The organism is Pseudomonas sp. C9-3, from assembly GCF_032392015.1.
GTDB lineage: Bacteria > Pseudomonadota > Gammaproteobacteria > Pseudomonadales > Pseudomonadaceae > Pseudomonas > Pseudomonas nitroreducens.
This window is the reverse complement of record NZ_CP135919.1, coordinates 6632449-6655888: the sequence shown is the minus strand read 5'-3', so window position 1 is coordinate 6655888 and position 23440 is coordinate 6632449. Positions and strand designations below refer to the sequence as shown.

Annotated in this window: 25 protein-coding genes and 1 riboswitch; of the genes, 12 read left to right on the top strand and 13 right to left on the bottom strand. The window is 66.6% G+C overall.

Annotated features, from left to right (window positions below; translation table 11 throughout):
- Nucleotides 1-180 precede the first annotated feature (180 nt).
- From ribBA to nrdR, 4 genes are all read right to left on the bottom strand, one after another.
- The gene (gene ribBA / locus RS899_RS30635) at nucleotides 181-1287 is read right to left on the bottom strand and encodes a bifunctional 3,4-dihydroxy-2-butanone-4-phosphate synthase/GTP cyclohydrolase II (protein WP_054906741.1); all 1107 of its coding nucleotides are present in this window, start codon (nucleotides 1285-1287) and stop codon (nucleotides 181-183) included.
- 16 nt (nucleotides 1288-1303) lie between these two features.
- Entirely contained in the window at nucleotides 1304-1972 is a 669-nt protein-coding gene (locus RS899_RS30630; protein ID WP_024764011.1) for a riboflavin synthase, read from the bottom strand.
- A gap of 155 nt (nucleotides 1973-2127) precedes the next feature.
- Nucleotides 2128-2290: riboswitch (FMN riboswitch) on the bottom strand.
- Between the two features lie 122 nt (nucleotides 2291-2412).
- Nucleotides 2413-3531 (bottom strand): bifunctional diaminohydroxyphosphoribosylaminopyrimidine deaminase/5-amino-6-(5-phosphoribosylamino)uracil reductase RibD, encoded by a 1119-nt coding sequence (ribD, locus tag RS899_RS30625; protein ID WP_315808766.1) that lies wholly within the window; start codon nucleotides 3529-3531, stop codon nucleotides 2413-2415.
- Nucleotides 3528-3992 (bottom strand): transcriptional regulator NrdR, encoded by a 465-nt coding sequence (nrdR, locus tag RS899_RS30620; protein WP_024764012.1) that lies wholly within the window; start codon nucleotides 3990-3992, stop codon nucleotides 3528-3530. Before nrdR ends, ribD begins: the two co-directional genes overlap by 4 nt.
- A 148-nt stretch (nucleotides 3993-4140) precedes the next feature.
- On the opposite strand from nrdR, the gene RS899_RS30615 reads away from it, so the two are divergent.
- The 3 genes from RS899_RS30615 (at nucleotide 4141) to trxA (ending at nucleotide 6309) form a co-directional block, all read left to right on the top strand.
- On the top strand, nucleotides 4141-4596 hold the full coding sequence (locus RS899_RS30615) for a YbaY family lipoprotein (protein WP_409978036.1): 456 nt from the start codon (nucleotides 4141-4143) through the stop codon (nucleotides 4594-4596).
- Nucleotides 4593-5249, top strand: a complete 657-nt coding sequence (locus RS899_RS30610) for a class I SAM-dependent methyltransferase (RefSeq protein WP_315808765.1) — start codon at nucleotides 4593-4595, stop codon at nucleotides 5247-5249. Before RS899_RS30615 ends, RS899_RS30610 begins: the two co-directional genes overlap by 4 nt.
- A gap of 190 nt (nucleotides 5250-5439) precedes the next feature.
- Nucleotides 5440-6309: a thioredoxin gene (gene trxA / locus RS899_RS30605; RefSeq protein WP_315808764.1), complete on the top strand. Its 870-nt coding sequence runs from the start codon at nucleotides 5440-5442 to the stop codon at nucleotides 6307-6309.
- Between the two features lie 123 nt (nucleotides 6310-6432).
- Here trxA and RS899_RS30600 read toward each other — a convergent pair whose 3' ends face one another.
- The gene (locus RS899_RS30600) at nucleotides 6433-6786 is read right to left on the bottom strand and encodes a hypothetical protein (RefSeq protein WP_315808763.1); all 354 of its coding nucleotides are present in this window, start codon (nucleotides 6784-6786) and stop codon (nucleotides 6433-6435) included.
- A gap of 129 nt (nucleotides 6787-6915) precedes the next feature.
- Here RS899_RS30600 and RS899_RS30595 point away from each other — a divergent pair, with 129 nt between their 5' ends.
- The 6 genes from RS899_RS30595 to RS899_RS30570 all read left to right on the top strand — a co-directional run bounded on the left by RS899_RS30595 (nucleotide 6916) and on the right by RS899_RS30570 (nucleotide 11304).
- On the top strand, nucleotides 6916-7485 hold the full coding sequence (locus RS899_RS30595; protein ID WP_054906736.1) for a DUF2796 domain-containing protein: 570 nt from the start codon (nucleotides 6916-6918) through the stop codon (nucleotides 7483-7485).
- Nucleotides 7486-7500: 15 nt separating this feature from the next.
- Complete coding sequence (locus RS899_RS30590; protein ID WP_054906735.1) at nucleotides 7501-8208, top strand: ABC transporter ATP-binding protein; 708 nt, start codon at nucleotides 7501-7503, stop codon at nucleotides 8206-8208.
- 2 nt (nucleotides 8209-8210) lie between these two features.
- Nucleotides 8211-9476, top strand: a complete 1266-nt coding sequence (locus tag RS899_RS30585) for an ABC transporter permease (protein ID WP_024764019.1) — start codon at nucleotides 8211-8213, stop codon at nucleotides 9474-9476.
- Between the two features lie 38 nt (nucleotides 9477-9514).
- Nucleotides 9515-10033, top strand: coding sequence for a DUF3299 domain-containing protein (locus tag RS899_RS30580; RefSeq protein ID WP_024764020.1), 519 nt, complete (start codon nucleotides 9515-9517; stop codon nucleotides 10031-10033).
- A 138-nt stretch (nucleotides 10034-10171) separates the two neighbouring features.
- Nucleotides 10172-10891 carry an OmpW/AlkL family protein gene (locus tag RS899_RS30575; protein ID WP_233299901.1) on the top strand — a complete coding sequence of 240 codons (720 nt, stop codon included), beginning with the start codon at nucleotides 10172-10174 and terminating at the stop codon, nucleotides 10889-10891.
- A 56-nt stretch (nucleotides 10892-10947) separates the two neighbouring features.
- Entirely contained in the window at nucleotides 10948-11304 is a 357-nt protein-coding gene (locus tag RS899_RS30570) for a SirB2 family protein (protein WP_054906732.1), read from the top strand.
- Here the strand turns inward: RS899_RS30570 and RS899_RS30565 are convergent.
- From RS899_RS30565 to RS899_RS30550, 4 genes are all read right to left on the bottom strand, one after another.
- Nucleotides 11285-12232, bottom strand: a complete 948-nt coding sequence (locus tag RS899_RS30565; protein WP_233299899.1) for an NAD-dependent epimerase/dehydratase family protein — start codon at nucleotides 12230-12232, stop codon at nucleotides 11285-11287. The genes RS899_RS30570 and RS899_RS30565 overlap by 20 nt on opposite strands.
- The gene (locus RS899_RS30560) at nucleotides 12225-13109 is read right to left on the bottom strand and encodes a sugar nucleotide-binding protein (RefSeq protein WP_024764024.1); all 885 of its coding nucleotides are present in this window, start codon (nucleotides 13107-13109) and stop codon (nucleotides 12225-12227) included. The genes RS899_RS30565 and RS899_RS30560 overlap by 8 nt, the downstream gene beginning before the upstream one ends.
- Nucleotides 13110-13249: 140 nt before the next feature.
- Nucleotides 13250-13813 carry a DUF934 domain-containing protein gene (locus tag RS899_RS30555; RefSeq protein ID WP_315808762.1) on the bottom strand — a complete coding sequence of 188 codons (564 nt, stop codon included), beginning with the start codon at nucleotides 13811-13813 and terminating at the stop codon, nucleotides 13250-13252.
- Nucleotides 13810-15474 carry a nitrite/sulfite reductase gene (locus RS899_RS30550; protein WP_315808761.1) on the bottom strand — a complete coding sequence of 555 codons (1665 nt, stop codon included), beginning with the start codon at nucleotides 15472-15474 and terminating at the stop codon, nucleotides 13810-13812. Before RS899_RS30550 ends, RS899_RS30555 begins: the two co-directional genes overlap by 4 nt.
- A gap of 345 nt (nucleotides 15475-15819) precedes the next feature.
- On the opposite strand from RS899_RS30550, the gene ccoG reads away from it, so the two are divergent.
- The 3 genes from ccoG (at nucleotide 15820) to RS899_RS30535 (ending at nucleotide 20970) form a co-directional block, all read left to right on the top strand.
- Nucleotides 15820-17229: a cytochrome c oxidase accessory protein CcoG gene (ccoG, locus tag RS899_RS30545; protein ID WP_315808760.1), complete on the top strand. Its 1410-nt coding sequence runs from the start codon at nucleotides 15820-15822 to the stop codon at nucleotides 17227-17229.
- Nucleotides 17230-17315: 86 nt separating this feature from the next.
- Nucleotides 17316-18731 (top strand): GntR family transcriptional regulator MpaR, encoded by a 1416-nt coding sequence (gene mapR / locus RS899_RS30540; protein WP_054906761.1) that lies wholly within the window; start codon nucleotides 17316-17318, stop codon nucleotides 18729-18731.
- Nucleotides 18732-19182: 451 nt separating this feature from the next.
- On the top strand, nucleotides 19183-20970 hold the full coding sequence (locus RS899_RS30535) for a hybrid sensor histidine kinase/response regulator (protein WP_315808759.1): 1788 nt from the start codon (nucleotides 19183-19185) through the stop codon (nucleotides 20968-20970).
- A gap of 96 nt (nucleotides 20971-21066) precedes the next feature.
- On the opposite strand, the gene cobM is transcribed toward RS899_RS30535, so the two are convergent.
- The 4 genes from cobM to RS899_RS30515 all read right to left on the bottom strand — a co-directional run bounded on the left by cobM (nucleotide 21067) and on the right by RS899_RS30515 (nucleotide 23362).
- Nucleotides 21067-21813 (bottom strand): precorrin-4 C(11)-methyltransferase, encoded by a 747-nt coding sequence (gene cobM / locus RS899_RS30530; RefSeq protein ID WP_315808758.1) that lies wholly within the window; start codon nucleotides 21811-21813, stop codon nucleotides 21067-21069.
- A complete protein-coding gene (locus RS899_RS30525; protein WP_233299893.1) occupies nucleotides 21810-22226 on the bottom strand; it encodes a cobalamin biosynthesis protein in 417 nt (138 codons plus the stop codon). The genes cobM and RS899_RS30525 overlap by 4 nt, the downstream gene beginning before the upstream one ends.
- 69 nt (nucleotides 22227-22295) lie before the next feature.
- Nucleotides 22296-23015 (bottom strand): CbtA family protein, encoded by a 720-nt coding sequence (locus tag RS899_RS30520; RefSeq protein ID WP_233299892.1) that lies wholly within the window; start codon nucleotides 23013-23015, stop codon nucleotides 22296-22298.
- Between the two features lie 161 nt (nucleotides 23016-23176).
- The gene (locus RS899_RS30515) at nucleotides 23177-23362 is read right to left on the bottom strand and encodes a CbtB domain-containing protein (protein ID WP_024764032.1); all 186 of its coding nucleotides are present in this window, start codon (nucleotides 23360-23362) and stop codon (nucleotides 23177-23179) included.
- Between the last annotated feature and the right edge of the window lie 78 nt (nucleotides 23363-23440).

Sequence of the window (23440 nt, the reverse complement as noted above, 5' to 3'; positions counted from 1 at the left end):
ATAGGGTAGAAGAACGGCGCCGCCGTGCCAGGGCACGGCGGCGAGGTTCATTCGGGTAGTCCTGAGCGCGTCGCGAGCGCAGGTCGAGCAAGGCGGAAGTCGCCGAAAAAGCGCAGTTTACTGAAGTAAATGAGCATTTTGAGGCGGCTTCCAACGCGGCCTGACCAAGCGCAGCAGCGATCAGGGCTGCCCGTCAGCGGGCAGATATTCTACTACTTCCAGGTCGAAACCGGATATCGCATTGAAGCGCATTGGTGCCGACATCAGGCGCATCTTGCGTACGCCCAGGTCACGCAGGATCTGCGAACCGGCACCCACGGTGCTGTAGGTGGTGGTCGGCTTCTGCGCGGGCGCCGGGGTATTGGTGATCTCGCGGACGTGCGCCAGCAGGTCATCGCCGCCAACCTGGTGGCCCAGCAGCAGGACCACCCCGGTGCCGGCCTCGGCTACCTTGGCCATGGCCGCACGCAGGCTCCAGCGGCCCGCCTGGTTGACCATCAGCAGGTCGCGCAGCGGGTCGGGGTTGTGCACGCGCACCAGGGTCGGCTCTTCCGCGCAGACCTTGCCCAGGGTGAGCGCCAGGTGCACGTCGCCTTCCACGGAGTCGCGGTAGGTGATCAGGTTGAACTGGCCCAGCTCGGTATCCAGCGGCTGCTCGGCGAGGCGCTCGACGGTGCGCTCGTGGATCAGGCGGTAGTGGATCAGGTCGGCGATGGTGCCGATCTTGATGTCGTGCTGCTTGGCGAACTCTTCCAGTTCCGGGCGACGGGCCATGGTGCCGTCGTCGTTCATGATCTCGCAGATCACCCCGGACGGCTCGAAGCCGGCCATGCGCGCCAGGTCGCAGGCGGCTTCGGTGTGGCCGGCGCGAGCCAGCACGCCACCGGGCTGGGACATCAGCGGGAAGATGTGGCCGGGGCTGACGATATCGGCAGCGACGGCGTTCTTCGCAGCGGCAGCCTGCACGGTGCGGGCGCGGTCAGCGGCGGAGATGCCGGTGGTGACACCTTCGGCGGCCTCGATGGAGACGGTGAACTTGGTGCCGAAGCCGGAACCGTTGCGCTGCACCATCAGCGGGAGCCCCAAGCGCTCGCAGCGCTCGCGGGTCATTGGCATGCAGATCAGGCCGCGGGCAAAGCGGGCCATGAAGTTGATGTCTTCGGTGCGGACACACTCGGAGGCGATGATCAGGTCGCCCTCGTTCTCGCGGTCCTCGTCATCCATGAGGATGACCATCTTGCCCTGACGCATGTCGTCGAGCAGTTCTTCAATGCTGTTGAGTGCCATACGGGGACGAGCCTTTTCAGTGTTTCAGGAAGCCGTTGTCGGCCAGGAATGCTTCGGTGATGCCGCCGGCGCCGGCGCTGGGTTCAGCCGCCTTGTCGCCGAGCAGCAGGCGCTCCAGGTAGCGCGCCAGCAGGTCCACTTCGAGGTTGACCAGCCGGCCACCGCGGTAGTCGGCCATGATCGTCTCCTGCACGGTGTGCGGGACGATGGTCAGCTCGAACTCGGCGCCGTTGACCGCGTTCACCGTCAGGCTGGTGCCGTCCACGGTGATCGAGCCCTTGAGCGCGATGTACTTGGCCAGCTCGCGCGGTGCGCGCACGGTGAACTGGATCGCGCGGGCGTTTTCCTCGCGTTTGACGATCTCGCCGACGCCGTCGACGTGGCCGCTGACCAGGTGGCCGCCCAGGCGGGTGGTCGGGGTCAGGGCCTTTTCCAGGTTCACCCGGCTGCCAATCTTGAGCTGCGCGAACGCGGTGCGCGCCAGGGTCTCGCGGCTGACGTCGGCCCAGAAGCCGTCGCCGGGTAGCTCGACGGCAGTCAGGCAGATGCCGTTGACGGCGATGCTGTCGCCCAACTTGACGTCGCCGAGGTCGAGCTTGCCGGTCTTCACGTACAGGCGCACGTCACCGCCTTTCGGGGTGATGGATGCGATGGTTCCGATGGATTCGATTATGCCGGTGAACATGTTGCCTCCCACACGGAGAAGGCAGCCGGCCGACAGGCCCGCGAAGCCAACAGGGAAAGGTATTGCATGAGGCGAACTCCTGTTTTTCGTTAGAAAACAGGGCGTATCGGATCGAAGGGACTTCTCGGACGCGCGCAGGCACGCCCCGATGGCTATCCCGTTCTCTCTTCATCCGGACTATGACCGTCGGCCCCGGAATCACACCGGGTCTGCTGACCCTGGCCATCCGGCGAACCGGTCTGGACAGGCGCTCGCGGGCTAGACGCATTGCGCGTCATTACCGCCGGTGGGGACTTGCACCCCGCCCTGAGAACGTCAATCGCGGTCGTTACAGCGTCGACCGCGTGTGGCGTTTTACCACAGGCCGGCGCAAGTCGGAAGCTTCCTATTGATCACTGCGCGTCCGCCGACTGGCCGGCGAGGGCTACGCCGGCGCGCCATCACAGCGGTCTGGCGGTGACCAGCCAGTCGTCACCCACGGCGCGGATGTCGACGATCTTCAGCTCGCGGGATTCGCTCATGCGCTCCAGCGGCAACTCCAGCAGCGGCCTCGCGGAGGAACCGAGCAGCTTGGGCGCCATGAAGATGCTGTACTCGTCCACCAACCCGAGGCGAGCGAAGGCGCCGGCCAGCCGTGGCCCGGCTTCCACCAGCACTTCGTTGACGCCACGGCGGCCGAGCTCGCTCAGCAGTGCCAGCAGGTCGACCTGGCCGTCGAGGCCGGCAAGGTTGAGCAGTTCGTGGCCGACCACCGCGTAGTTCGGGTCGTCCTGGGTGCTCACCACCAGCGCCGGACCGGCCTGGAAGAAAGTTGCGGTCAGCGGCACCCGCAGGCGCCCGTCGATCAGCACGCGCAGCGGCTGGCGCTGCGAGGCCAGCTCGGTCTGCTCGGCGTCCAGGCCCAACTCATCCGGGCGTACGGTCAGACGGGCGTCGTCGGTCAGCACGGTATCGGCGCCGGAGAGCACCACGCTGGCCTGCGCGCGCAGGCGCTGCACGGCGCGGCGCGCGGCCGGGCCGGTGATCCACTGGCTCTCGCCACTGGCCATGGCGGTGCGGCCGTCCAGGCTCATCGCCAGCTTCACGCGGACGAAGGGCAGGCCGGTCTCCATGCGCTTGAGGAAGCCCTGGTTGAGGGCGCGGGCTTCGTTTTCCAGCACGCCGGAGCGCACCTCGATACCGGCTTCGGCAATGCGCCGCATGCCGCTGCCCGCGACCTGCGGGTTCGGGTCCTGCATGGCCGCGACCACGCGGGCGAGGCCGGCGCTGATCAAGGCGTCGGCGCAGGGCGGCGTACGACCGAAGTGGCTGCAGGGCTCCAGGGTGACGTAGGCGGTGGCGCCACGGACCTTGTCGCCGGCCTGGCGCAGGGCGTGGACCTCGGCGTGAGGCTCGCCGGCGCGCACATGCCAGCCTTCGCCGACGACTTCGCCATCGCGGACGATGACGCAGCCGACGCGAGGGTTGGGATGGGTCGTGTACCAGCCCTTGCGGGCCAGCTCGATGGCGCGGGCCATCCAGGCTTCATCCGGGCAGTTCACGGAATCGACGCCGCTCATTCTTTCGCCGGCTCCCGGGCCAGCCGCTCGATTTCCTCGCGGAACTCGTTGAGGTCCTGGAAGCGGCGGTAGACCGAGGCGAAGCGGATGTAGGCGACTTCATCGAGCTTCTGCAGCTCGGCCATCACCAGCTCGCCCAGCACCCGCGACTTGATCTCGCGCTCGCCGGTGGCGCGCAGCTTGTGCTTGATGTGCGCCAGCGCCTCTTCCAGCCGCTCGATGCTCACCGGGCGCTTCTCCAGCGCGCGCTGCATGCCGGCGCGCAGCTTGTCCTCGTCGAAGGGCTGGCGGCTGCCGTCCTGCTTGATCAGGCGCGGCATGACCAACTCGGCGGTCTCGAAGGTGGTGAAACGCTCGCCGCAGGCCAGGCACTCGCGGCGCCGGCGGACCTGGTCGCCCTCGGCGACCAGGCGCGAATCGATGACTTTGGTGTCGTGGGCGCCGCAGAAAGGACAATGCATGGCGAGTCTTGGGCAGTCTTGTCGGAGGAAGAGGTAAGGGGCCATGGTAGCGCATCGCCTGGCTGAAGAAACCCTGCTCCCCGCAGACAAGCCGCAGGCATTACGCTATATAAGCGCCCGCCTGGAATCTGCCGCGATGGAGCCCGCCATGTACACCCGCCTGCTCTGCTTGTCCCTCACCGTCCTGCTGGCCGCCTGCGCCAGCGAAAAACCCGTGCCCGCCGCTGCGCCGGCACCCGCACCGAAGAACTCGGCGCCTGCCGCACTGGAACCGGTGCCGGCGCACATGCGCGCCCTCTCCGGCCAGCTCAGCAGTTCCCAGGGCTACCTGCCGGCGGGTAGTGAAGTGGAAGTCGCGCTGCTGGTGATCGACGAGCGCGACCGTCCGCAACAACTGCTTTCCAGCGAGAAGCTCATCGCCAACGGCCAGGCGCTGCCCTTCCGGCTGATCTTCAATCCGCAGTCCTTCCCGACCAATGCCCGCGTGGAACTGCATGGCCGCGTCTCGCAGTCCGGCCAACTGGCCTGGCGCCTGCCGCCGGTGCGCATCACCCAGCCGGAAACCCGCGCCCTGGGCGAGCTGCGGCTGGAGCGCGCACCGTGACGCCACCGTTTTCCCTGCAACAGGCCCTGGGCGAACTGCTCGGTGACGCACGCCTGTGCGCCGAACGCCTGCCGGGTACCGACATCGACCTGTGGCTGATCGATGCGAACAACATGGACCGCGAGTTCAGCCCCGACGAGACCCGGCGCATCCTCGAAGAGCCGCCCTACTGGTGCTTCTGCTGGGCCAGCGGCCTGGTGCTGGCACACTGGCTGGCCGAGAAACCCGAATGGGTGCGCGGCAAGCGCGTGCTGGACTTCGGCGCCGGCTCGGGCATCGCCGCCATCGCCGCCGCCAAGGCCGGTGCCGCCGAGGTGGTGGCCTGCGACCTCGACCCGCTGGCGCTGGACGCCTGTCGCGCCAACGCCGAGCTCAATGGCGTGGAGCTGACCTACTCGGCGGACTTCTTCCAGGAAGAAGACCGCTACGACCTGATCATCGTCGCCGACGTGCTCTACGACCGCGCCAACCTGCCGCTGCTGGACGAGTTCCTCAGCCGCGGCCGCGAAGCCCTGGTGGCCGATTCACGGGTCCGCGACTTCAGCCATCCGCTGTACCAGCGCCTGGGGATTCTCGATGGCTGCACCTGGCCGGACCTGGCCGAGCCGGCCGAATTCCGCCATGTCAGCCTGTACCACGCGCAACGAGGCTGAGCCGAACTGGCATTCGTAGGATGGTGTGGAGCGAAGCGATACCCATCACTCACCGCACCAACAGCATGAGTATCGCCTAGGCTCCATCCATCCTACGTTCAAGGGCAGCAATCGCGGGTTGTTTCCGTCAGGCAGCGCCCCCACTTATAGTGGCAACCACCTTCATCGCCCCACTCGCCCGAGATTTCCCATGAGCGATACGCCCTACATCTTCGACGCCAGCATCGCCAACTTCGATCAGGTCGTCATCGAGAACTCCTTCCACAAGCCGGTGCTGGTCGACTTCTGGGCCGACTGGTGCGCCCCGTGCAAGGCGCTGATGCCGCTGCTGGCGCAGATCACCGAGTCGTACCAGGGCGAGCTGCTGCTGGCCAAGGTCAACTGCGACGTCGAGCAGGACATCGTGATGCGCTTCGGCATCCGCAGCCTGCCCACCGTGGTGCTGTTCAAGGACGGCCAGCCGGTGGACGGCTTCGCCGGTGCACAGCCGGAATCGGCGATCCGCCAGATGCTGGAGCAGCACGTCCAGCCGCCCGCCCCGGCTGCCGGCAACCCGCTGGAACTGGCGCAGGCTGCTTTCAACGAAGGCCGTTTCGCCGAGGCCGAAACGCAGCTCAAAGTCCTGTTGAGCGAAGACAACACCAACGCCGCCGCGCTGATCCTCTACGCCCGCTGCCTCGCCGAGCGCGGCGAGTTGGGTGAAGCCGAGACCGTGCTGGACGCGGTGAAGAGCGACGACCACAAGCAGGCGCTGGCCGCCGCCAAGGCCCAGCTGACCTTCCTGCGTCAGGCTGCCGACCTGCCCGATGCCGCCACCCTGAAGACCCGCCTGGCCGCCGACGCCAACGACGACGAAGCCACCTACCAGCTGGCTGTGCAGCAACTGGCGCGCCAGCAGTACGAGGCAGCGCTGGACGCCCTGCTCAAGCTCTTCGTGCGCAACCGCAGCTACGGCGAGGACCTACCGCGCAAGACGCTGGTCCAGGTGTTCGACCTGCTGGGCAACGACCACCCGCTGGTGATCGCCTACCGCCGCAAGCTGGCGAACCTGCTGTATTGATGAAAAGGGCGCCAATCGGCGCCCTTTCCTCATGCAGGAGCGAATGGGACGCCTAGTTCTTGCTCGCGAACCGAACCTGCTGCGGGGCTGTTCGCGAGCACGCTCGCTCCTACAGATATCCTGCTACTCCTCGACCCAGGTGAAGACCTGCACACCGTCGCGCACCTCGATCTTCACCTGCGGGCTGTGCCGCAGGCGCACCAGCAATCCCTTCGCCGCTCCCGCGCTGCCCGCCAGCGCTTCCAGTTCACCCATCAGCTCCGGCCCTTCCGTGCTGCCGCTGCGGCGCAGCAGGTCCTGCGCGGCCAGCCATAGTTTGTCCGCCGTGCCGGCAGCCGCTGGCTGAGTGGCAACCGGCGCGGACGGCACAACGGCCTCCACCGGCAGGCTCTGCGCCAGTCGGGCCCAGTCGGCGTCGTCCATTTCCACAGTCAGGTCCACCGGCCAGTCGCCGATGGTGCCCTTGATTCTCAGCATCGCCCTTCTCCTCACGCGGTTTCGCGCATGCTCCCACGGCATCGGCGCCACGCCAAACGCACGCTAAGCTGGCCTTAATTTTTCATCTGTTATAACGTAACAAAATCATTCATCAGACCGGAGTCTCCCATGCGCCCCCTGCTCCTCGCTGTCGCCCTGCTGCCCCTCGCCGCTCAAGCCCACGACGAACATGAACACGGCAGCCTCGGCAAGCACGAGCATGGCGTCGCCCAGCTCAACGTTGCCCTCGACGGCAAGACCCTGGAACTGGAGATGGACAGCCCGGCGATGAACTTCGTCGGCTTCGAGCATGCCGCCACCAGCGACGCCGACAAGGCCACGGTCGCCACCGTGCAGGCCCAGCTCAAGCAACCGCTGCAGCTGCTTGCCCTGCCCGCCTCAGCCAAGTGCAGCGTGCAGTCGGTGGAGCTTTCCAGCCCGCTGTTCGGCGATGCGCCCAAGGCAGAAGAGCACGACCATGACGACGGCGACCATGACGAACACGAAGGTCACCACCACGCCGATATCGACGCCCACTACCAGCTCACCTGCGCCCAACCGCAGGACCTGGCCACTCTCGACTTCGCGCCGCTGTTCAAGCGTTTCCCGGCGACCCAGAAGATTCAGGTACAACTGATCGGCCCGAGCGGCCAGCAAGGTGCAGAATTGACCGCCGCCAACCCGACCCTGAACTTCTGATCACGACGCGCTGAAATGACCGCATTGCTCGAACTCGACAACCTCGGCTTCGCCTGGCCCGGCCAGGCGGAGCTGCTGGACATCCCCGCCTTCACCCTGGCCCGCGGCGAAACCCTGTTCCTCAAGGGCCCGTCCGGCAGCGGCAAGACCACCCTGCTCGGCCTGCTCGGCGGTGTGCAGCGCCCGCAGCGCGGCAGCGTGAAGCTGCTGGGCGAGGACATCGCCCAGATGAAGTCGGCGCGCCGCGACCATTTCCGCGTCGACCACACCGGCTACATCTTCCAGCAGTTCAACCTGCTGCCATTTCTCTCGGTGCGCGAGAACGTCGAACTGCCCTGCCATTTCTCCCACAGCCGCGCCGAACGGGCCACCCTGCGCCATGGCAGCGTGACCAAGGCTGCCGAGGCACTGCTCAAGCACCTGGGGCTGGGTGAGGCGACGCTGCTCGAGCGCCGCGCCGACAGCCTGTCCATCGGCCAGCAGCAGCGCGTCGCCGCTGCCCGAGCGCTGATCGGCCAGCCGGAACTGGTGATCGCCGACGAGCCCACGTCGGCACTGGACGCCGACGCCCGCGAAGCCTTCCTCCAATTGCTGTTCGCCGAATGCCGCGAGGCCGGCGCCAGCCTGCTGTTCGTCAGCCATGACCAGAGCCTGGCGCCGCTGTTCGACCGCAGCGTCTCGCTCGCCGACCTCAACCGCGCCGCCCGCGCCCCGGGAATCTGAGCATGTACCTGTTGCGCCTGGCGCTCGCCAGCCTCTCCAACCGCCGCTTCACCGCGCTGCTGACCATCTTCGCCATCGCCCTCTCCGCCTGCCTGCTGCTGGCGGTGGAGCGCGTGCGCACCGAGGCCAAGGCCAGCTTCGCCAGCACCATCTCCGGCACCGACCTGATCGTCGGCGCGCGCTCGGGCTCGGTGAACCTGCTGCTCTACTCGGTGTTCCGCATCGGCAATGCCACCAACAACATCCGCTGGGAAAGCTACGAGACCGTCACCCACAGCCCGCTGGTGAAGTGGGCGATACCGATTTCCCTGGGCGACTCGCACCGCGGCTACCGCGTCATGGGTACCGACACCGGCTATTTCGAGCACTACCGCTTCGGTCGCGGGCAGATGCTGGAACTGTCCGAAGGCCGACCGTTCGGCCAGGATCTGTTCGACGTGGTGCTCGGTGCCGAAGTGGCCCAAGCGCTGCACTACAAGCTGGGTGACAAGATCGTCCTGGCCCACGGCGTCAGCACCATCAGCCTGGTGCAGCACGACGACAAGCCGTTCACCGTGGTCGGCATCCTCAAGCGCACCGGCACTCCGGTGGACCGCACCCTGCACATTTCCCTGCAGGGCATGGAAGCGTTGCACGTCGACTGGAAGAACGGCGTGCCGGCCCGTGGCGCCGGGCGCATCAGCGAGGACCAGGCGCGGACGATGGACCTGCAGCCCAAGGCCATCACCGCCTTCCTGCTGGGCCTCAAGAGCAAGGTCGCCACCTTCACCCTGCAGCGGCAGATCAACGAATACGACGGCGAGCCGCTGATGGCGATCCTCCCCGGCGTGGCGTTGCAGGAACTCTGGGGGTTGATGGGCACGGCGGAGAAGGCGCTGTTCGTGGTCTCGCTGTTCGTCGTACTGACGGGCCTGATCGGCATGCTCACGGCCATTCTCACCAGCCTCAACGAGCGCCGCCGGGAAATGGCCATCCTGCGCTCGGTGGGCGCACGCCCCTGGCACATCTTCAGCCTGCTGGTGGCCGAGGCATTCGCCCTGGCGCTGGCCGGCGTAACGCTGGGCGTCGGGCTGCTCTATGCTGGCGTTGCCGGCAGCCAGGCCTACGTGCAGGCGAACTACGGCATCTTCCTGCCACTGGCGCTGCCCAGCGCCTATGAATGGTCGCTGCTGGGCGGCATACTTCTGGCCGCGCTGCTGATCGGCTGTGTGCCGGCGTGGCGTGCCTATCGGCAATCGCTGGCCGATGGCCTGTCGATCCGCCTCTGAGCCAGCCCCGTGCAAGCCACCCCGTACAGAGAAGTCCCATGCGCCGTCTGCTGTTCCTGCTGCTGATGCTCACCAGCGCCGCCGTCTGGGCGGCGCCGCGCGAGCTGACCTGGCCCGAGCTGATCCCCGAGGGCGCACCGCCGCCTCCACCGCCCGTGCCGCTGCATGACATGTCCAAGCTCTCCGACGTGCTCAACGCCGAGAGCGGCCCGGCGGTGAAGCAACAGACACCTGACGCCCCGGTGGTCAAGGCGCTGGATGGCCAGCAGGTGAAGATGCCCGGCTACATCGTGCCGCTGGAAGTCGAGGAAGACGGCCAGACCGTCCGTGACTTCCTGCTGGTGCCCTACTACGGCGCGTGCATCCACGTGCCACCGCCGCCGTCCAACCAGATCGTCTATGTTCGAGGCGGCAAGGGTGTAAAAGTCGACGAGCTTTACCAGCCGTTCTGGATCATCGGCACGCTGAGCGTGAAAGCGGTGGAGAGCGACCTCGCCGAGGCCGGCTACCAGATGCAGGCCAGCAGCATCGAACCCTACGAATACACCGGGCAGTGACGACTGTGCGGCATCTTGCCGCACACCTTTGCCATGGGAAGCTTGGGGTCTTTATTGAGCCAAATCAAAAGAGCGCTTTTAGCGCTCTCTACTATTCTGAGCACCAACACTTATACCAAAGAGATATTGGAGCTCATCATGCGTAAGTCCTGGCTCACCGCCTCGCTTCTCTCACTCGCCGTCGCAGCACCGATCGCAGCCCAGGCCGCCGACATTCGCGGCCACCAGGCTGGCGACTTCCTCGTTCGCGGCGGTTTCGCCACCGTCGCACCGGACGACAGCAGTTCCAACATCAAGCTCGACGGCGGCAAGGTCAGCGGCACCAAGGCCACTGTCGACAGCGACACCCAGCTGGGCCTGACTTTCGCCTACCTGCTCACCGACAAGATCGGTATCGAGCTGGTTGCTGCCACTCCGTTCAAGCACCAGGTTGACGTGAAGGGCCTGAACCGCGCCACCGGCCTGAGCGGCCTGGACGGCAAACTGGCCGACATCAAGCAGCTGCCGCCGACCGTGCTGCTGCAGTACTACCCCATGGGTGGTACCAACTCCGCCTTCCAGCCTTACGGCGGCCTGGGCGTGAACTACACCACCTTCTTCGACGAAGACCTCACCAGCTCGCGCAAGGACCAGGGCTTCAGCAACCTGAAGCTGCAGGACTCCTGGGGCCTGGCCGCCGAACTGGGCATGGACTACATGCTCAACGAGCATGCCTTCGTCAACGCCGCGGTCTGGTACATGGACATCGATACCAAGGCCAGCGTCGACGGCCCGTCCGCCCTGGGCGTGCAGAAGACCAAGGTCAATGTCGACGTCGACCCCTGGGTTTACATGGTCGGTTTCGGCTACCGTTTCTAACGGAGCAAACGTGAAAAGGCGCCCAAGGGCGCCTTTTTCATTTTCAGGGAACCGGTATGTATCTCGAACTCAAAGCACTGCACGTCAGCCTGGCCATCATCAGCACCGCCCTTTTCCTGCTGCGCCTGGGGCTGAGCTGGTGGGGCAGGCAGCCTTCGGGCTGGCAGCGCGGCTTGCCTCACCTGATCGACACCCTGCTGCTGCTCAGCGCCCTGGGCCTGGTGCACCTGGCAATGCCCTGGCCGCTGCCGGTCTGGCTGCAGGTGAAGATCGGCCTGCTGGTGCTCTATATCGTGCTCGCAGCCTTTGCCATGCGCAGTACCTCGCGGGCACCCAAGGCGGCCTTCAGCATCCTCGCCCTGAGTTCGCTGGCAGGCGTGTTCTTCCTGGCGGTCAACAAACCCTGGTGGTAATCAGCTGGGCCAGGCCGTCGGCCAGCGGCGTCGGCTCGTCCAGGCTGTAGCGCTGCAGCAGGCGGCGATTGTCGGCGCGGGAGTGGCGGATATCGCCGTGGCGCGCCGGCTGGTAGGTGATCGGCGGCAGGCCGCCAGTGAGCTTGCCGATCTCGGCCAGCAGCTGGTTCAGGCTGGTGGACTGGTCCAGGCCGACATTGATCGCCGACTCGGCCACCTCGTCCGCCAGCAGCGCGGTCATCAGCAGCTTCACCAGGTCACCGACGTAGATGAAATCGCGGGTCTGCTCGCCGTCGCCGAACACGGTGATCGGCAAGCCTTGCTCGGCGCGCTGGGCGAAGATGCTGATCACCCCGGAATACGGCGAAGACGGGTCCTGGCGCGGACCGTAGACGTTGAAGAAGCGGAAGATCGCCGGCTCCAGCGCGTGCTCGCGGCGATAGAAGTCCAGGTAGTACTCGCTGGCCAGCTTGTCCGAGGCGTAGGGCGTCAGGGGCGCCTTGACCACGTCTTCGTCGATGGCGCTGCCTTCGCCGTTCTGCCCATAGACCGCCGCGCTGGAAGCGAACAGCACCCGGTGGATGCCTTCCTGGCGCATGGCCTCGCAGAGGTTCAGGGTGCCGATGAAGTTGGCGCGGTGGGTACCCACCGGGTCTTCCACCGAGGCCTGCACCGAAGCGATTGCCGCCAGGTGCACGACGCCCTGGCAACCGCTCACCGCAGCGCGCAGCGCTGCTTCATCGGCGACATCGCCGACGATCAGCTCGACGCGCGGATCGAGGTTCTCGCGCTTGCCGGTGGACAGGTCGTCCAGCACGCGCACGGCAAACCCTTGCGCCAGCATTGCATCCGCCAGGTGGGAGCCGATGAACCCCGCGCCGCCGGTGATGAGGATGGGCTGCGCGGAGGGAATGAGACGATCAGACATGGCGGTAGTAACGGTCCAGCAGGGCGGGCAGGCCGGCGCGCCAGGCGCGCGGCTTGATACCGAAGGTATGGAGGATCTTCTTGCAGGCGAGCACCGCGTGTTGCGGTTCGTCGCCGGCATCCGGGCGCGCGGCGTGGGCCTGCGGGCTCGGTTCCTGAACGGCCAGGGCGCGGAAGGCGCGCGCTTCGCCGAGCACCACCTGGCCCAGGGACAGGGTGGTGGTCGCTTCCAGGCCGCCGTAATGGTAGGTGCCCCAGAGCGGCGCCTGGCAATCGAGTTGCTTGAGTACCGAGAGGATCACCCGGGCGGCATCGTCCACCGGGGTCGGGTTGCCGCGCCGATCGTCGGCGAGGAACAGTACCTGCTCCTTTTCCGCCCGTTCGAGGAAGCGGCCGAGTACGCCGTTGGCGCTGTCATCCAGCAACCAGCCGAAACGCAGCAGCACGTGGCGCGGGCAGGTCGCCCGCACCCACTGTTCCATGCGCCATAGCGCCTGGCCACGCGGGCCGAGCGGCAGCGGCTCATCCTTCTCGCTATAGGCAGTGGCGCGGGCGCCATCGAATATGCGGTAGCTGGAGGGCTGGATCAGCAGGATTTCGTGGTGCTGGCAGAGCTCGGCCAGACGCTCCACCGCACGCTCCTGACTGGCCAGGCGGGCAGCCTCGACAGCCTCGGCCTGGAACCAGTCGAAGTAGTAGGCGAGGTTGATCACCGCGTCCGGACGGGTCTCGTCCAGCAACACGGTGAGGCTGGCGGCGTCCCATCCCTGGTCGGGTGGTCGCGGGGCGAGGAAGCCGATGTCTTCCTCGGCGCCCAGGCGGATAAGCGCCTGTCCAAGGGCATTACCGCCACCCAACAGCATCAGGCGCATGCGCATATTCTGGGGGTCACTCGAATACGTGGGTTACCAGCGGCGCACGGGGCACCGTGGATGATGCCCGCATTTTTCCTGCCCCCCGGCACAGCGTCAAGCTTGGCCGACCCGCTGCAGCCTTGGCCGTGCGCGATAGTTACGCCCTAGGAGCGTCGGCGGAACAGCGGACGCGGCTCGATGGCCGAGCGCCCATAGAGCACGCTGAGCCCTGCGAGCCCCTTCAGGGCGTCCTCCACGGACTTGTCCTCGCGCACGGCAAAGGCGTCGAAACCGCACTGGCGCAGGTGTGCCAGTTGGTCGCGCAACACGTCGCCCACCGCGCGCAACTCGCCGCGCCAGCCCAGCCGGCTGCGCAACAGATAGGCCAGGCTGTAGCCGCGGCCGTCGCGGAAGCTGGGGAAATCGATGGCGATCAGTGGGATCTCATCCAGCCATTGGGCAAGCTGTTGCGGATCGTCATCCGGCCCGAGCAATACGCCATGCCCTTGTAGGAGCGAGCTTGCTCGCGAACCACCCAGCTCCGGCGCCGACTGGAGTTCCTGTTCGCGAGCAAGCTCGCTCCTACCGGTGCACCGCTCCAGCCAGGCCTTGAGCGGCAGGATCAGGTTGCCATCGGGCAACTCCTCTGGCACTTCACGCAGCAAGGTCCAGGGATCATTCGGCGCCAGCTCGGCCACGCCATCAGACAGGCGAATCAGATTCTTCATGCAGGCACCTCCGCCTGGCGGTAGACCCGCGCTTTGAAAGGCTCCAAGCCGATGCGCTCGACCGTCTCGACGAAACGCTCGCCGGCGCCGCGCTGCTCGACATAGGTCTGCACCAGCGCCTCGATCACGTCCGGTACCTCGGCGGCACTGAACGACGGGCCGATCACCTTGCCCAGCGCACTCTTCACGCCTTGCGCGCCACCCAGGGTGATCTGGTACCACTCGCTGCCGCTCTTATCGACGCCAAGGATGCCGATGTTGCCGATGTGGTGATGGCCGCAGGCGTTCATGCAGCCGGAGATATTCAGGCTGAGGTCGCCCAGGTCGTGCAGGTAATCCAGGTCTTCGAAGCGCTGCTGGATGCCCTGGGCGATGGGGATCGACTTGGCGTTGGCCAGCGCGCAGAAGTCACCACCGGGGCAGGCGATGATGTCGGTCAGCAGCCCCTGGTTCGGCGTGCCCAGGCCCGACGCGCAGGCTTCCAGCCAGAGCGCGTGGAGATCGGCCTTGCGCACGTCCGGCAGGACCAGGTTCTGTTCGTGGGCGACGCGGATCTCGCCGAAGCCGAAGCGCTCGGCCCAATCGGCCACGCGCTCCATCTGTTCAGCAGTGGCATCGCCTGGCGGCGCCTCGGCGCCCGGCTTGGTGGACAACACCACGCTGGCATAACCCGGCACGCGGTGCGGGCGCACATTGCGCGAAACCCAGCGGGCGAACGCGACATCGGCAGCCAATGCCGTGCCATAGGCGAGATCGTCAGCGGCCGCGTAGACCGGCGCTTCGAAGGCGGCAGCCACACGCTCATATTCATCAAGGGTGAGCTGCGCCTCGCCATCGCGCAGGTGCTGCCACTCCTCTTCCACCTCGCGGGAAAAAGCCTCGATACCCAGCGCCTTCACCAGGATCTTGATCCGCGCCTTGTACTTGTTGTCGCGCCGGCCGTAGCGGTTGTACACGCGCAGGATGGCCTCGACGTAGGACAGCAAATGCTGCCAGGGCAGGTCGTCGCGGATCACCTGGCCCAGCATCGGCGTGCGCCCCAGCCCGCCGCCCACCAGCACCTTGAGGCGCAGTTCGCCGCCCTCGGCGCGGCGCAGGTAGAGGCCGATGTCATGCATCATCACCGCCGCGCGGTCCTCCTCGGCGGCGCAGAGGGCGATCTTGAACTTGCGCGGCAGGAAGAGGAATTCGGGGTTCACCGTGGACCACTGGCGCAGGATTTCCGCCAGCGGGCGCGGGTCGAGGAACTCGTCGGCGGCGACCCCGGCGAAGGCCTCGGTGGTGATATTGCGCACGCAGTTGCCGGAGGTCTGGATGGCGTGCATCTCGACATCGGCGAGGCGCTCGAGGATGTCCGGCACGCGCTCCAGTTCCACCCAGTTGAACTGGATGTTCTGCCGCGTGGTGAAGTGGCCGTAGCCACGGTCGTGCTCGCGGGCAATCCACGCCAGGGTACGCATCTGCTCGCTGGACAAGGTGCCGTAGGGAATCGCCACCCGCAGCATGTAGGCGTGCTTCTGCAGGTACAGGCCGTTCTGCAGGCGCAGCGGCAGGAATTCCTCTTCGCTCAGCTCATCGCTCAGGCGCCGCTGCACCTGGTCGCGGAACTGCGCCACCCGTTCACGCACCAGGGCGCGGTCGTAATCGTCATATCGGTACATCGCCAGGCCACCTTCGGATCGTTGCGTGGCAGCCTGCTTCTGTCGTCGGGCGCGCCACATTGCGGTTGACCGAACTATGGCCGGCGGCTGTTGTGCAAAACAGCGGCAGATAACACGGGAAAAACCGGATCAGATGCGCGAGACGCCTGCCCCGGCGGGCCTGCGACCGGTTGCCGCAACAGGCCCGATCAGCCCCTTCATGGCACGTAGCGCCAACCCTGCAACGACGCGGCGCGGAGCGGATTTCACCATCTGATATGGTTTTTTCCGGCGAACCTGAATCTGTTTCGGGTGCAGACCGGTTCGTACAGTCGCGGCGCCTCTTCTGCCTGATGGGCCACGATAATGAGCGAAAGAATCCCCGCGAAGGTCATCGAGATCGACGCACCGCAACGTTTCACCCCGCCGCCGAAACCGCTGTCGGCGGTCACCCCGACGGTCTACACCAAGCGCTTCGCCGGACGTTTCCGCGACCTCCGCCGCCTCGGCGGCGCGCTGCTGTTCCTGCTGTTCTTCGGTACTCTCTGGCTGCAGTGGAACGGCCGCCAGGCGGTGCTCTGGGACCTGCCCGAGCGCAAGTTCTACATCTTCGGCGCAACCTTCTGGCCGCAGGATTTCATCCTGCTCTCGGCAATCCTGATCATCGCCGCCTTCGGCCTGTTCTTCATCACGGTGTTCGCCGGGCGCGTCTGGTGCGGCTACACCTGCCCGCAGAGCGTATGGACGTGGATCTTCATGTGGGCCGAGCAGGTCACCGAAGGCGACCGCAACCAGCGCATGAAACTGGACAAGGGCCCCGCCAGCGCCGAGAAAGTCCTGCGCAAAGGTGCCAAGCACGGCCTGTGGCTGCTGATCAGCCTGGCCACGGCAGTCACCTTCATTGGCTACTTCACGCCGGTGCGGCCGCTGGTGGCGGACCTGCTCACTTTCAGGCTCGACCTGGAAAGCACCTTCTGGGTCGCCTTCTTCGCCGCCGCCACCTACGCCAACGCCGGCTGGCTGCGCGAACAGGTGTGCATCCACATGTGCCCGTACTCGCGCTTCCAGAGCGTGATGTTCGACAAGGACACCCTGATCATTTCCTACGACGCAGCACGCGGCGAGTCCCGTGGCGCACGCAAGAAGGACGCCGATCCCAAGGCCCTCGGCCTGGGTGACTGCATCGACTGCCACCAGTGCGTACAGGTCTGCCCCACTGGCATCGACATCCGCGACGGCCTGCAGATCGCCTGCATCGGCTGCGCCGCCTGCATCGACGCCTGCGACTCGGTGATGGACAAGATGGGCTACGACCGCGGCCTGGTGCGCTACACCTCCGAGCGTGCGCTCGAAGGCGGCAAGACCCACCTGCTGCGCCCGCGCCTGATCGGTTATGCGGCCGTGTTGCTGGTCATGATCGGCGCCTTCGTCTGGGCGCTGGAAGCGCGGCCGCTGATCAACCTCGACGTCGCCCGCGACCGTGGGCTGTTCCGCGAGAACGCCGCCGGCGAGATCGAGAACATCTACAACCTCAAGCTGATCAACAAGACCCAGCAGCCGCAGCACTACCACCTGAGCCTCGCCGATGGCACCGGCTACCGCCTGCAGGGCGTGCCGGAGCTGATGCTGCAGCCGGGCGAGATCCGCGACTTCGCCGTCTCGGTCGCCAGCGAAGCGCAGAGCAGTGCCGGTGGTTCGCTGCCGCTGCACTTCAGGGTCAGCGACGGCAATGAAGCCATCGACGCCGCCAGCACCTTCGTCTCGCCGAGGCGCTGAGCATGGCACGGGAGCTTGGCGTGACCTCGGCGCAACGCCTAGAGTGGGCGGATTCCACCACCGCCCAGGGCGCCCCGCAGGACAAGATGAAGCGCTACGAGAAATTCGCCGACGAGATCGCCGGCCTGATCCGCAGCGGCGTACTCGCCCCCGGCCAGAAAGTCCCCTCGGTGCGGCACGCCAGCCGCACCTACGGGGTCAGCGCTTCGACGGTGTTCCAGGCGTATTACCTGCTGGAGGACCGAGGGTTGATCGTTGCCCGCGCGCGCTCCGGCTACTTCGTCCGCGAGCACGTGCAGCGCGCGCTGGCCGAGCCGGAAATCGCCCGCCACGACGCGCAGACCACCGAGGTGGACGTCAGCGAACTGGTGTTCTCGGTGCTCAGCTCGATCAAGGACCCGGACACCGTGCCGTTCGGCTCGGCCTTCCCGGCGCCGGAGTTGTTCCCCCTGCCGCGCCTGGCGCGCTCCATGGCACATGCTGTGCGCGACATGGACCCGCGTTCGGTGGTGGCTGACCTCGCCCCCGGCAGCCACGCCCTGCGCCGGCAGATCGCCCTGCGCTACATGGTCGGCGGCATGCCGCTGCCGGTGGAGGAGCTGGTGGTCACCAACGGCGCGCTGGAAGCGCTCAACCTGTGCCTGCAGGTGGTGACCCAACCCGGCGACCTCGTGGCCATCGAAGCCCCGGCCTTCTATGCCAGCCTGCAAGTGCTGGAACGGCTGAAACTGAAAGCGGTTGAGATCCCCGTGCACCCGCGCGAAGGCATCGACCTCGACGTACTCGCCGACAGCCTGGCGCGTCTGCCGATCAAGGCCTGCTGGTTCATGAGCAACTTCCAGAACCCGCTGGGCGCCAGCATGAGCGAGGAGAAGAAACGCGCCCTCGCTGCCCTGCTGACCCAGCACCAGGTGCCGCTGATCGAAGACGACGTCTACGCCGAGCTGTACTTCGCCGCCCAGGCACCCAAGCCGGTGAAGGCCTTCGACACTGAGGGCCTGTTCATGCATTGCAGCTCGTTCTCCAAGAGCCTGGCGCCGGGCTACCGCGTGGGCTGGGTCGCTGGCGGGCGCTATGCCGAGCAGATCGAGCGGCTCAAGCTGATGACCAGCCTGTCGGCCTCGGTGCCGGCCCAGGCGGCCATCGCCGATTACCTGCAACACGGCGGCTACGACCGCCACCTGCGCAAGCTCCGCCACGCGCTGGAAAGCCAGCAGCACGCGATGCTCGCCGCCGTGGCCCGGCACTTCCCCGCCGCCACCCGCGTCACGCGCCCCAGCGGCGGCTACTTCCTCTGGCTGGAACTACCCGAGCAGATCGACGCGCTCAAGCTGTTCCAACTCGCCCACGCCCAGGGCATCAGCCTCGCACCCGGGCCAATCTTCTCGGCGACGCGGCGCTTCGGCCACTGCCTGCGCCTGAACTACGGGCATCCGTGGACTGCCACCAGCGAACAGGCGATGGAAACCCTCGGCCGGATCATCCACTCGCTGCAGGGCTGAAGGCTCGAACTGCAGGACTGATCCGCACATTCGGAAACGATCTGTATCTGTGCGGCAAGTTGTCGCAGGAATACCCTGTCAGGCGGGAAAACCGGACAAGGGACGCTGCCATGGACGCGGAAGGGCTGATGATCTTGCTCACGGTGGGCGCCGCGCTCGGCGTGCACCTGTGGGTGCGTTGGTACCTGCGGCGCGCCTTGGAGCCGCGCTCGGAACAATGGCTCGCCTGAACCGCTTTTCTGCAGGAGCGAGCTTGCTCGCGCCCCCCAAGCATCGGTGCCGCCGGAAACCCTGTTCGCGGGCAAGCCCGCTCCTGCTAAGAGCAATGCCGGATCGGACCGGGCCTGCGCCCGCAGATGCGCAGGGATCAGCGGCCGGCTTGAAAACACTGGGCGTGGCAGGCGGCTGTTGCTATACAGGCAACGCCCACTGACCCTCCACGGACGGCCCAATGAATCTCTGGCAGCGCGACCTCAGCCATTCCCCCTATGCCGAACGGGTCCGCGCCGAACAGTTCGACGTGCTGCGGCGCAACTCGCCCTTCTCCATCATTGCCGCCTACCTGGTCGCCGGCCTCACCACCTGGGTGCTCAACGGCGCGCTGCCGCTGGAGTCGCTGCTGGCCTGGTTCGCCGCGCAGACCCTGCTCGGCGGCGCCCGCCTGTGGCTGCTGCGGCGCTACGACCAACTACGCGACAGCGGCGCCAGCCCCCGGCGCCGCTGGCTGATCCAGGTGATGATCACCACCGGCCTCTCGGGCCTGCTCTGGGGCCTGCCCGCCGCGTACTGGATGACCGTGCTGCCACCCTCGATGCAGATGTACGTGGTGGTCGTCCTGCTGGGCCTGGGCACCGGCGTGATGAATGCCTACAGCATTGTCCTGCCGCTGTTCTACCTGTTCATCGTACCGGCCTTCACCCTGCCATTCGCCGCCCTGCTGGTACTGCTGCCGGACGCCCTGAGCAAGACGCTCGGCGCGGCAGCGCTGGTCTACGCCGTTACCATCTTTGCCTTCGCCTACCGCTTCCACGCCACCCTCGTGGACTCGTTGCTGCTGCGCTTCGAGAACAGCGAGCTGCTGCGCAAGCTCAGCATCGAAAAAGAGACCGCCGAACGCAGCGACCAGGCCAAGACCCGCTTCCTCGCCAGCGCCAGCCACGACCTGCGCCAGCCGACCTACGCGCTGGGTCTGTACCTGGGCGCACTGAAGAAACAGCCGCTGAACGAGGCCAGCGAAAACCTCGTCGACCACATTTCCCGCGCGCTCGCCGCGCAGGGCTCGCTGTTCGACGCGCTGCTGAACATCTCACGGCTGGACGCCGGCATCGTCCAGCCCAGCGTGCAGGCCTTCTCCCTCGCCGAACTGCTCGAACGTATCCAGCAGGAATGCAGCGTGCAGGCCGCAGACAAAGGCCTGAACCTGCGCGTACGCCCCGGCGCGCCGTTCGTGAAGTCGGACCCGGCGCTGTTCGAACGCATCCTGCGCAACCTGGTGGAAAACGCCATTCGCTACACCGACCACGGCGGCGTGCTGATCGGCTGGCGCCGCCGTGGCCGCCAGGTGCGCGTGGAAGTCTGGGACAGCGGCCCGGGAATTCCCGAGCGCGAGCAACAGAAGGTGTTCTGGGAATTCCACCAGCTCAACAACCCCGAGCGCGACCGCAGCAAAGGCCTTGGCCTGGGGCTGGCCATCGTCCAGCGCACCGCCAGGTTGCTCGACCATCCGCTGGCGCTGCACTCGCGCGAAGGCCACGGCAGCGCCTTCATGATCAGCCTGCCCCGCGCCACCGCCGTGCAGCCACGCAAAGCGGAAATCCCGCCGCCGCGCACGGTGGTGGGCAGCGACAAGCTGATCTACGTGATCGAGGACGATGCGGAAAACCGCGAAGGCCTGCGCCTGCTGTTCCAGAGCTGGGAATACCGGCATGTCATCGTCGCCGACGTCGCCGACCTGCTGGCCGACCCGACCGCTGCCGCGCAGAAGCCGGACCTGATCATCAGCGACTATCGCCTGCGCGACCACCAGACCGGCATCGACGCCATCGCCCGCCTGCACGGGCACTACGAAGACGACTGGATCGCCGCCGTGCTGGTCACCGGCGACACCGACCCGCAGCTGCTCGCCCAGGCTTCGGCCCATGGCTGGCCGCTGCTGCACAAGCCGCTGGCAGCGGAGCAGCTGAAGGCGATGATCGATGAGCAGTTCAGTGAACTGGAGCCGCTGGACGATCCCCTGTAGGAACGCGGGAGCGGCTGGTTCCTGCTCACGAACGGACCTCGCCGATGACGCCAGCGTCAGGCAGTTCGCGAGCAAGCTCGCTCCTACGAAGAACGACTACGGGCGATACAGGTGCGCATGCCCCGCGCTGTACAGCGATGAGTCGGCGAAGCCTTCCGCCCCCAGCACCTTGCCCACCAGGATCAGCGCCGTGCGCTTGAAATCCTTTGCCGCGGCCTTTGCCAGAATATCGCCCAGCGTACCGGTGACCTGATCCTGGTCCGGCCAGCTCGCCCGGTGGATCACCGCGATGGGGCAATCGGCGCCGTAGTGCGGCAACAGTTCGGCGACGATGTTCGGCAACTGCCCCACGCCCAGGTGAATCGCCAGGGTCGCGCGGTGCTGCGCCAGTTCGGCAAGGGATTCGCCTTCGGGCATGCGTGTCTTGCTGGCGTAACGGGTGAGGATCAGCGTCTGTGAGATATCCGGCAGGGTCAGCTCGCAGCCGAGTATCGCTGCACAGGCAGAAGTGGCCGTGACGCCGGGAACGATCTCGTAGGGAATACCCAGTTCACGCAGGTGGCGAATCTGCTCGCCGATGGCGCCGTACAGTGAAGGGTCGCCGGAGTGCACGCGGGCAACGTCCTTGCCTTCGCCGTGGGCCTGCGCCAGCAGTGCAACAATTTCGTCCAGGTTCAGCTCGGCGGTATTCACCACGCGCTCGGCGCTATGACCCTCCAGTACCGCTGGCGGTACCAGCGAGCCGGCGTAGAGGATCACCGGGCAGGAACGGATCAGCCGCTGGCCCTTGACCGTGATGAGTTCCGGGTCGCCGGGGCCGGCGCCGATGAAATGGACCGTCATGGCTGCTCCTGTTCGGATTCGACGGGGATGAAGGCCAGCGCGCAGGTGGCCTGATCGCTGCGGCGCTTGCCCACCAGCAATCGCGCCGGCGCACCGGCCTGGGCTTCGGCCTGCAGCAGTGCCGCGGCTTCGGCCACGCTGGCAGCACCGATGGCCGTGCGGACCGTTTCGGATGTGCGGTCCAGGCGCGGTTCGCACGCGGCCAGTTGTTGCGGCGTGAACAGCGCCAGCGGCAGGTCGAGGGCGGCAGCCAGCGCCGTCAGTCCCTCCTCGTCGGCCTTCAGCGTGGCGCTGGCCAGCGCGGTGAGGTTCGACTCATCGAGACCGGCCTCGGCCAGCGTCTGCACCAGCAAGGCGCGCAGTTCATCGAGCGTGCAGCCGCGGCGGCAACCGAGGCCGGCAACCAGCGTCATCAGCAATCTCCCAAAAACAAAACCCCGCAGACGGCCGGGCCGCCTGCGGGGTCGAGCATAGCGCCTGGATCAGACCGACGGTGCGAAGCGACGGAACAACCAGGCAGCGACAAGGCCCAGGGCCGCCCAGAACACCGCGTTGGTGATCAGCGAGGCGACGATGAACTCGTGGGCGATGCTTTCCGGCGCGAGGCTGGAATGCACTTCCGGCTGCGGCGCGCCGATCACATGCGGCACCACCAGCAGGGCGATACCGATGCCACGCAGCGCCCAGTTGCGGCCGAACACCAGCAGCGCAAGGCCGCCAGCGGTGGCAGCGGCGGTGCCGATCCACCAGGTCTGGCGCAGGGTCAGATCGGCAGCGGCGGTGCCGGGCACCTCCGGCGGCAGGCCAAGGGACGGCGCCAGGGTGAACACGGCGAAACCGGCCAGGCCCCAGAGCAGGCCTTCGGAGGTCTTGCCCGGCGCACGCAGGGTGAACAGGCCAGCCAGCATCAGGGCGAAGCCCACCGCGACCACCAGGTTGCCGCCAGTGGTGGAGAGGATGCGCTGCCAGCCGTCTTCCGGCTCCCAGGCTTCCGCGTCGTGCTCGTGAGCGGCCGCTGCGCCTGCAGCGTGTTCATGGGCGTGCTCGTGGTTTTCTTCGACCAGCGCGGCAGCCGGTTCGGCTTTCTCGTAGGTTTCCGCCTTGAGGATCAGCGGGGATACCCACAGCAACTGGACCACAGTCAGCACCAGCGCCGCGATCAGACCGGCGAAACCGGCGGTCTGGGCGATACGTTTGATCATTTGCTCTTTCCTTTTCCTTCTCCGAACTCTCAAATCGAGCGAGCTAGAGCCAGGCAAGGCGGAGGGCCGGGGACGCAGAGTTGACTGTAGTCAATGAGCAGTCCACGACGATTCTCCAACGCTGCCTGGCCGACGCGCAGCCGATTGGACTCAGAACAGCGTCAGTGGCAGGGGAAGCCCGCACTGTGACGAGTATCGTGGGCGGCGTTGTGCACCGCATCGATGTGCGAGAAGCCGGCGAAATACACCAGCAGCGCACCGAGCAGGCTGGCGCCAACGGCCAGGCTGATGCGCTTGGAAAGGGGGATGGAAGTGCTCGACGCGTGCGTCAGGGTGCTGCTGGACATGAACGTTCCCTCTGGAAATCAAAGTAAGAGAACGCAGAGGTTGAACGCATTCGAACGCGCCGGAACGGCCGCGCCACG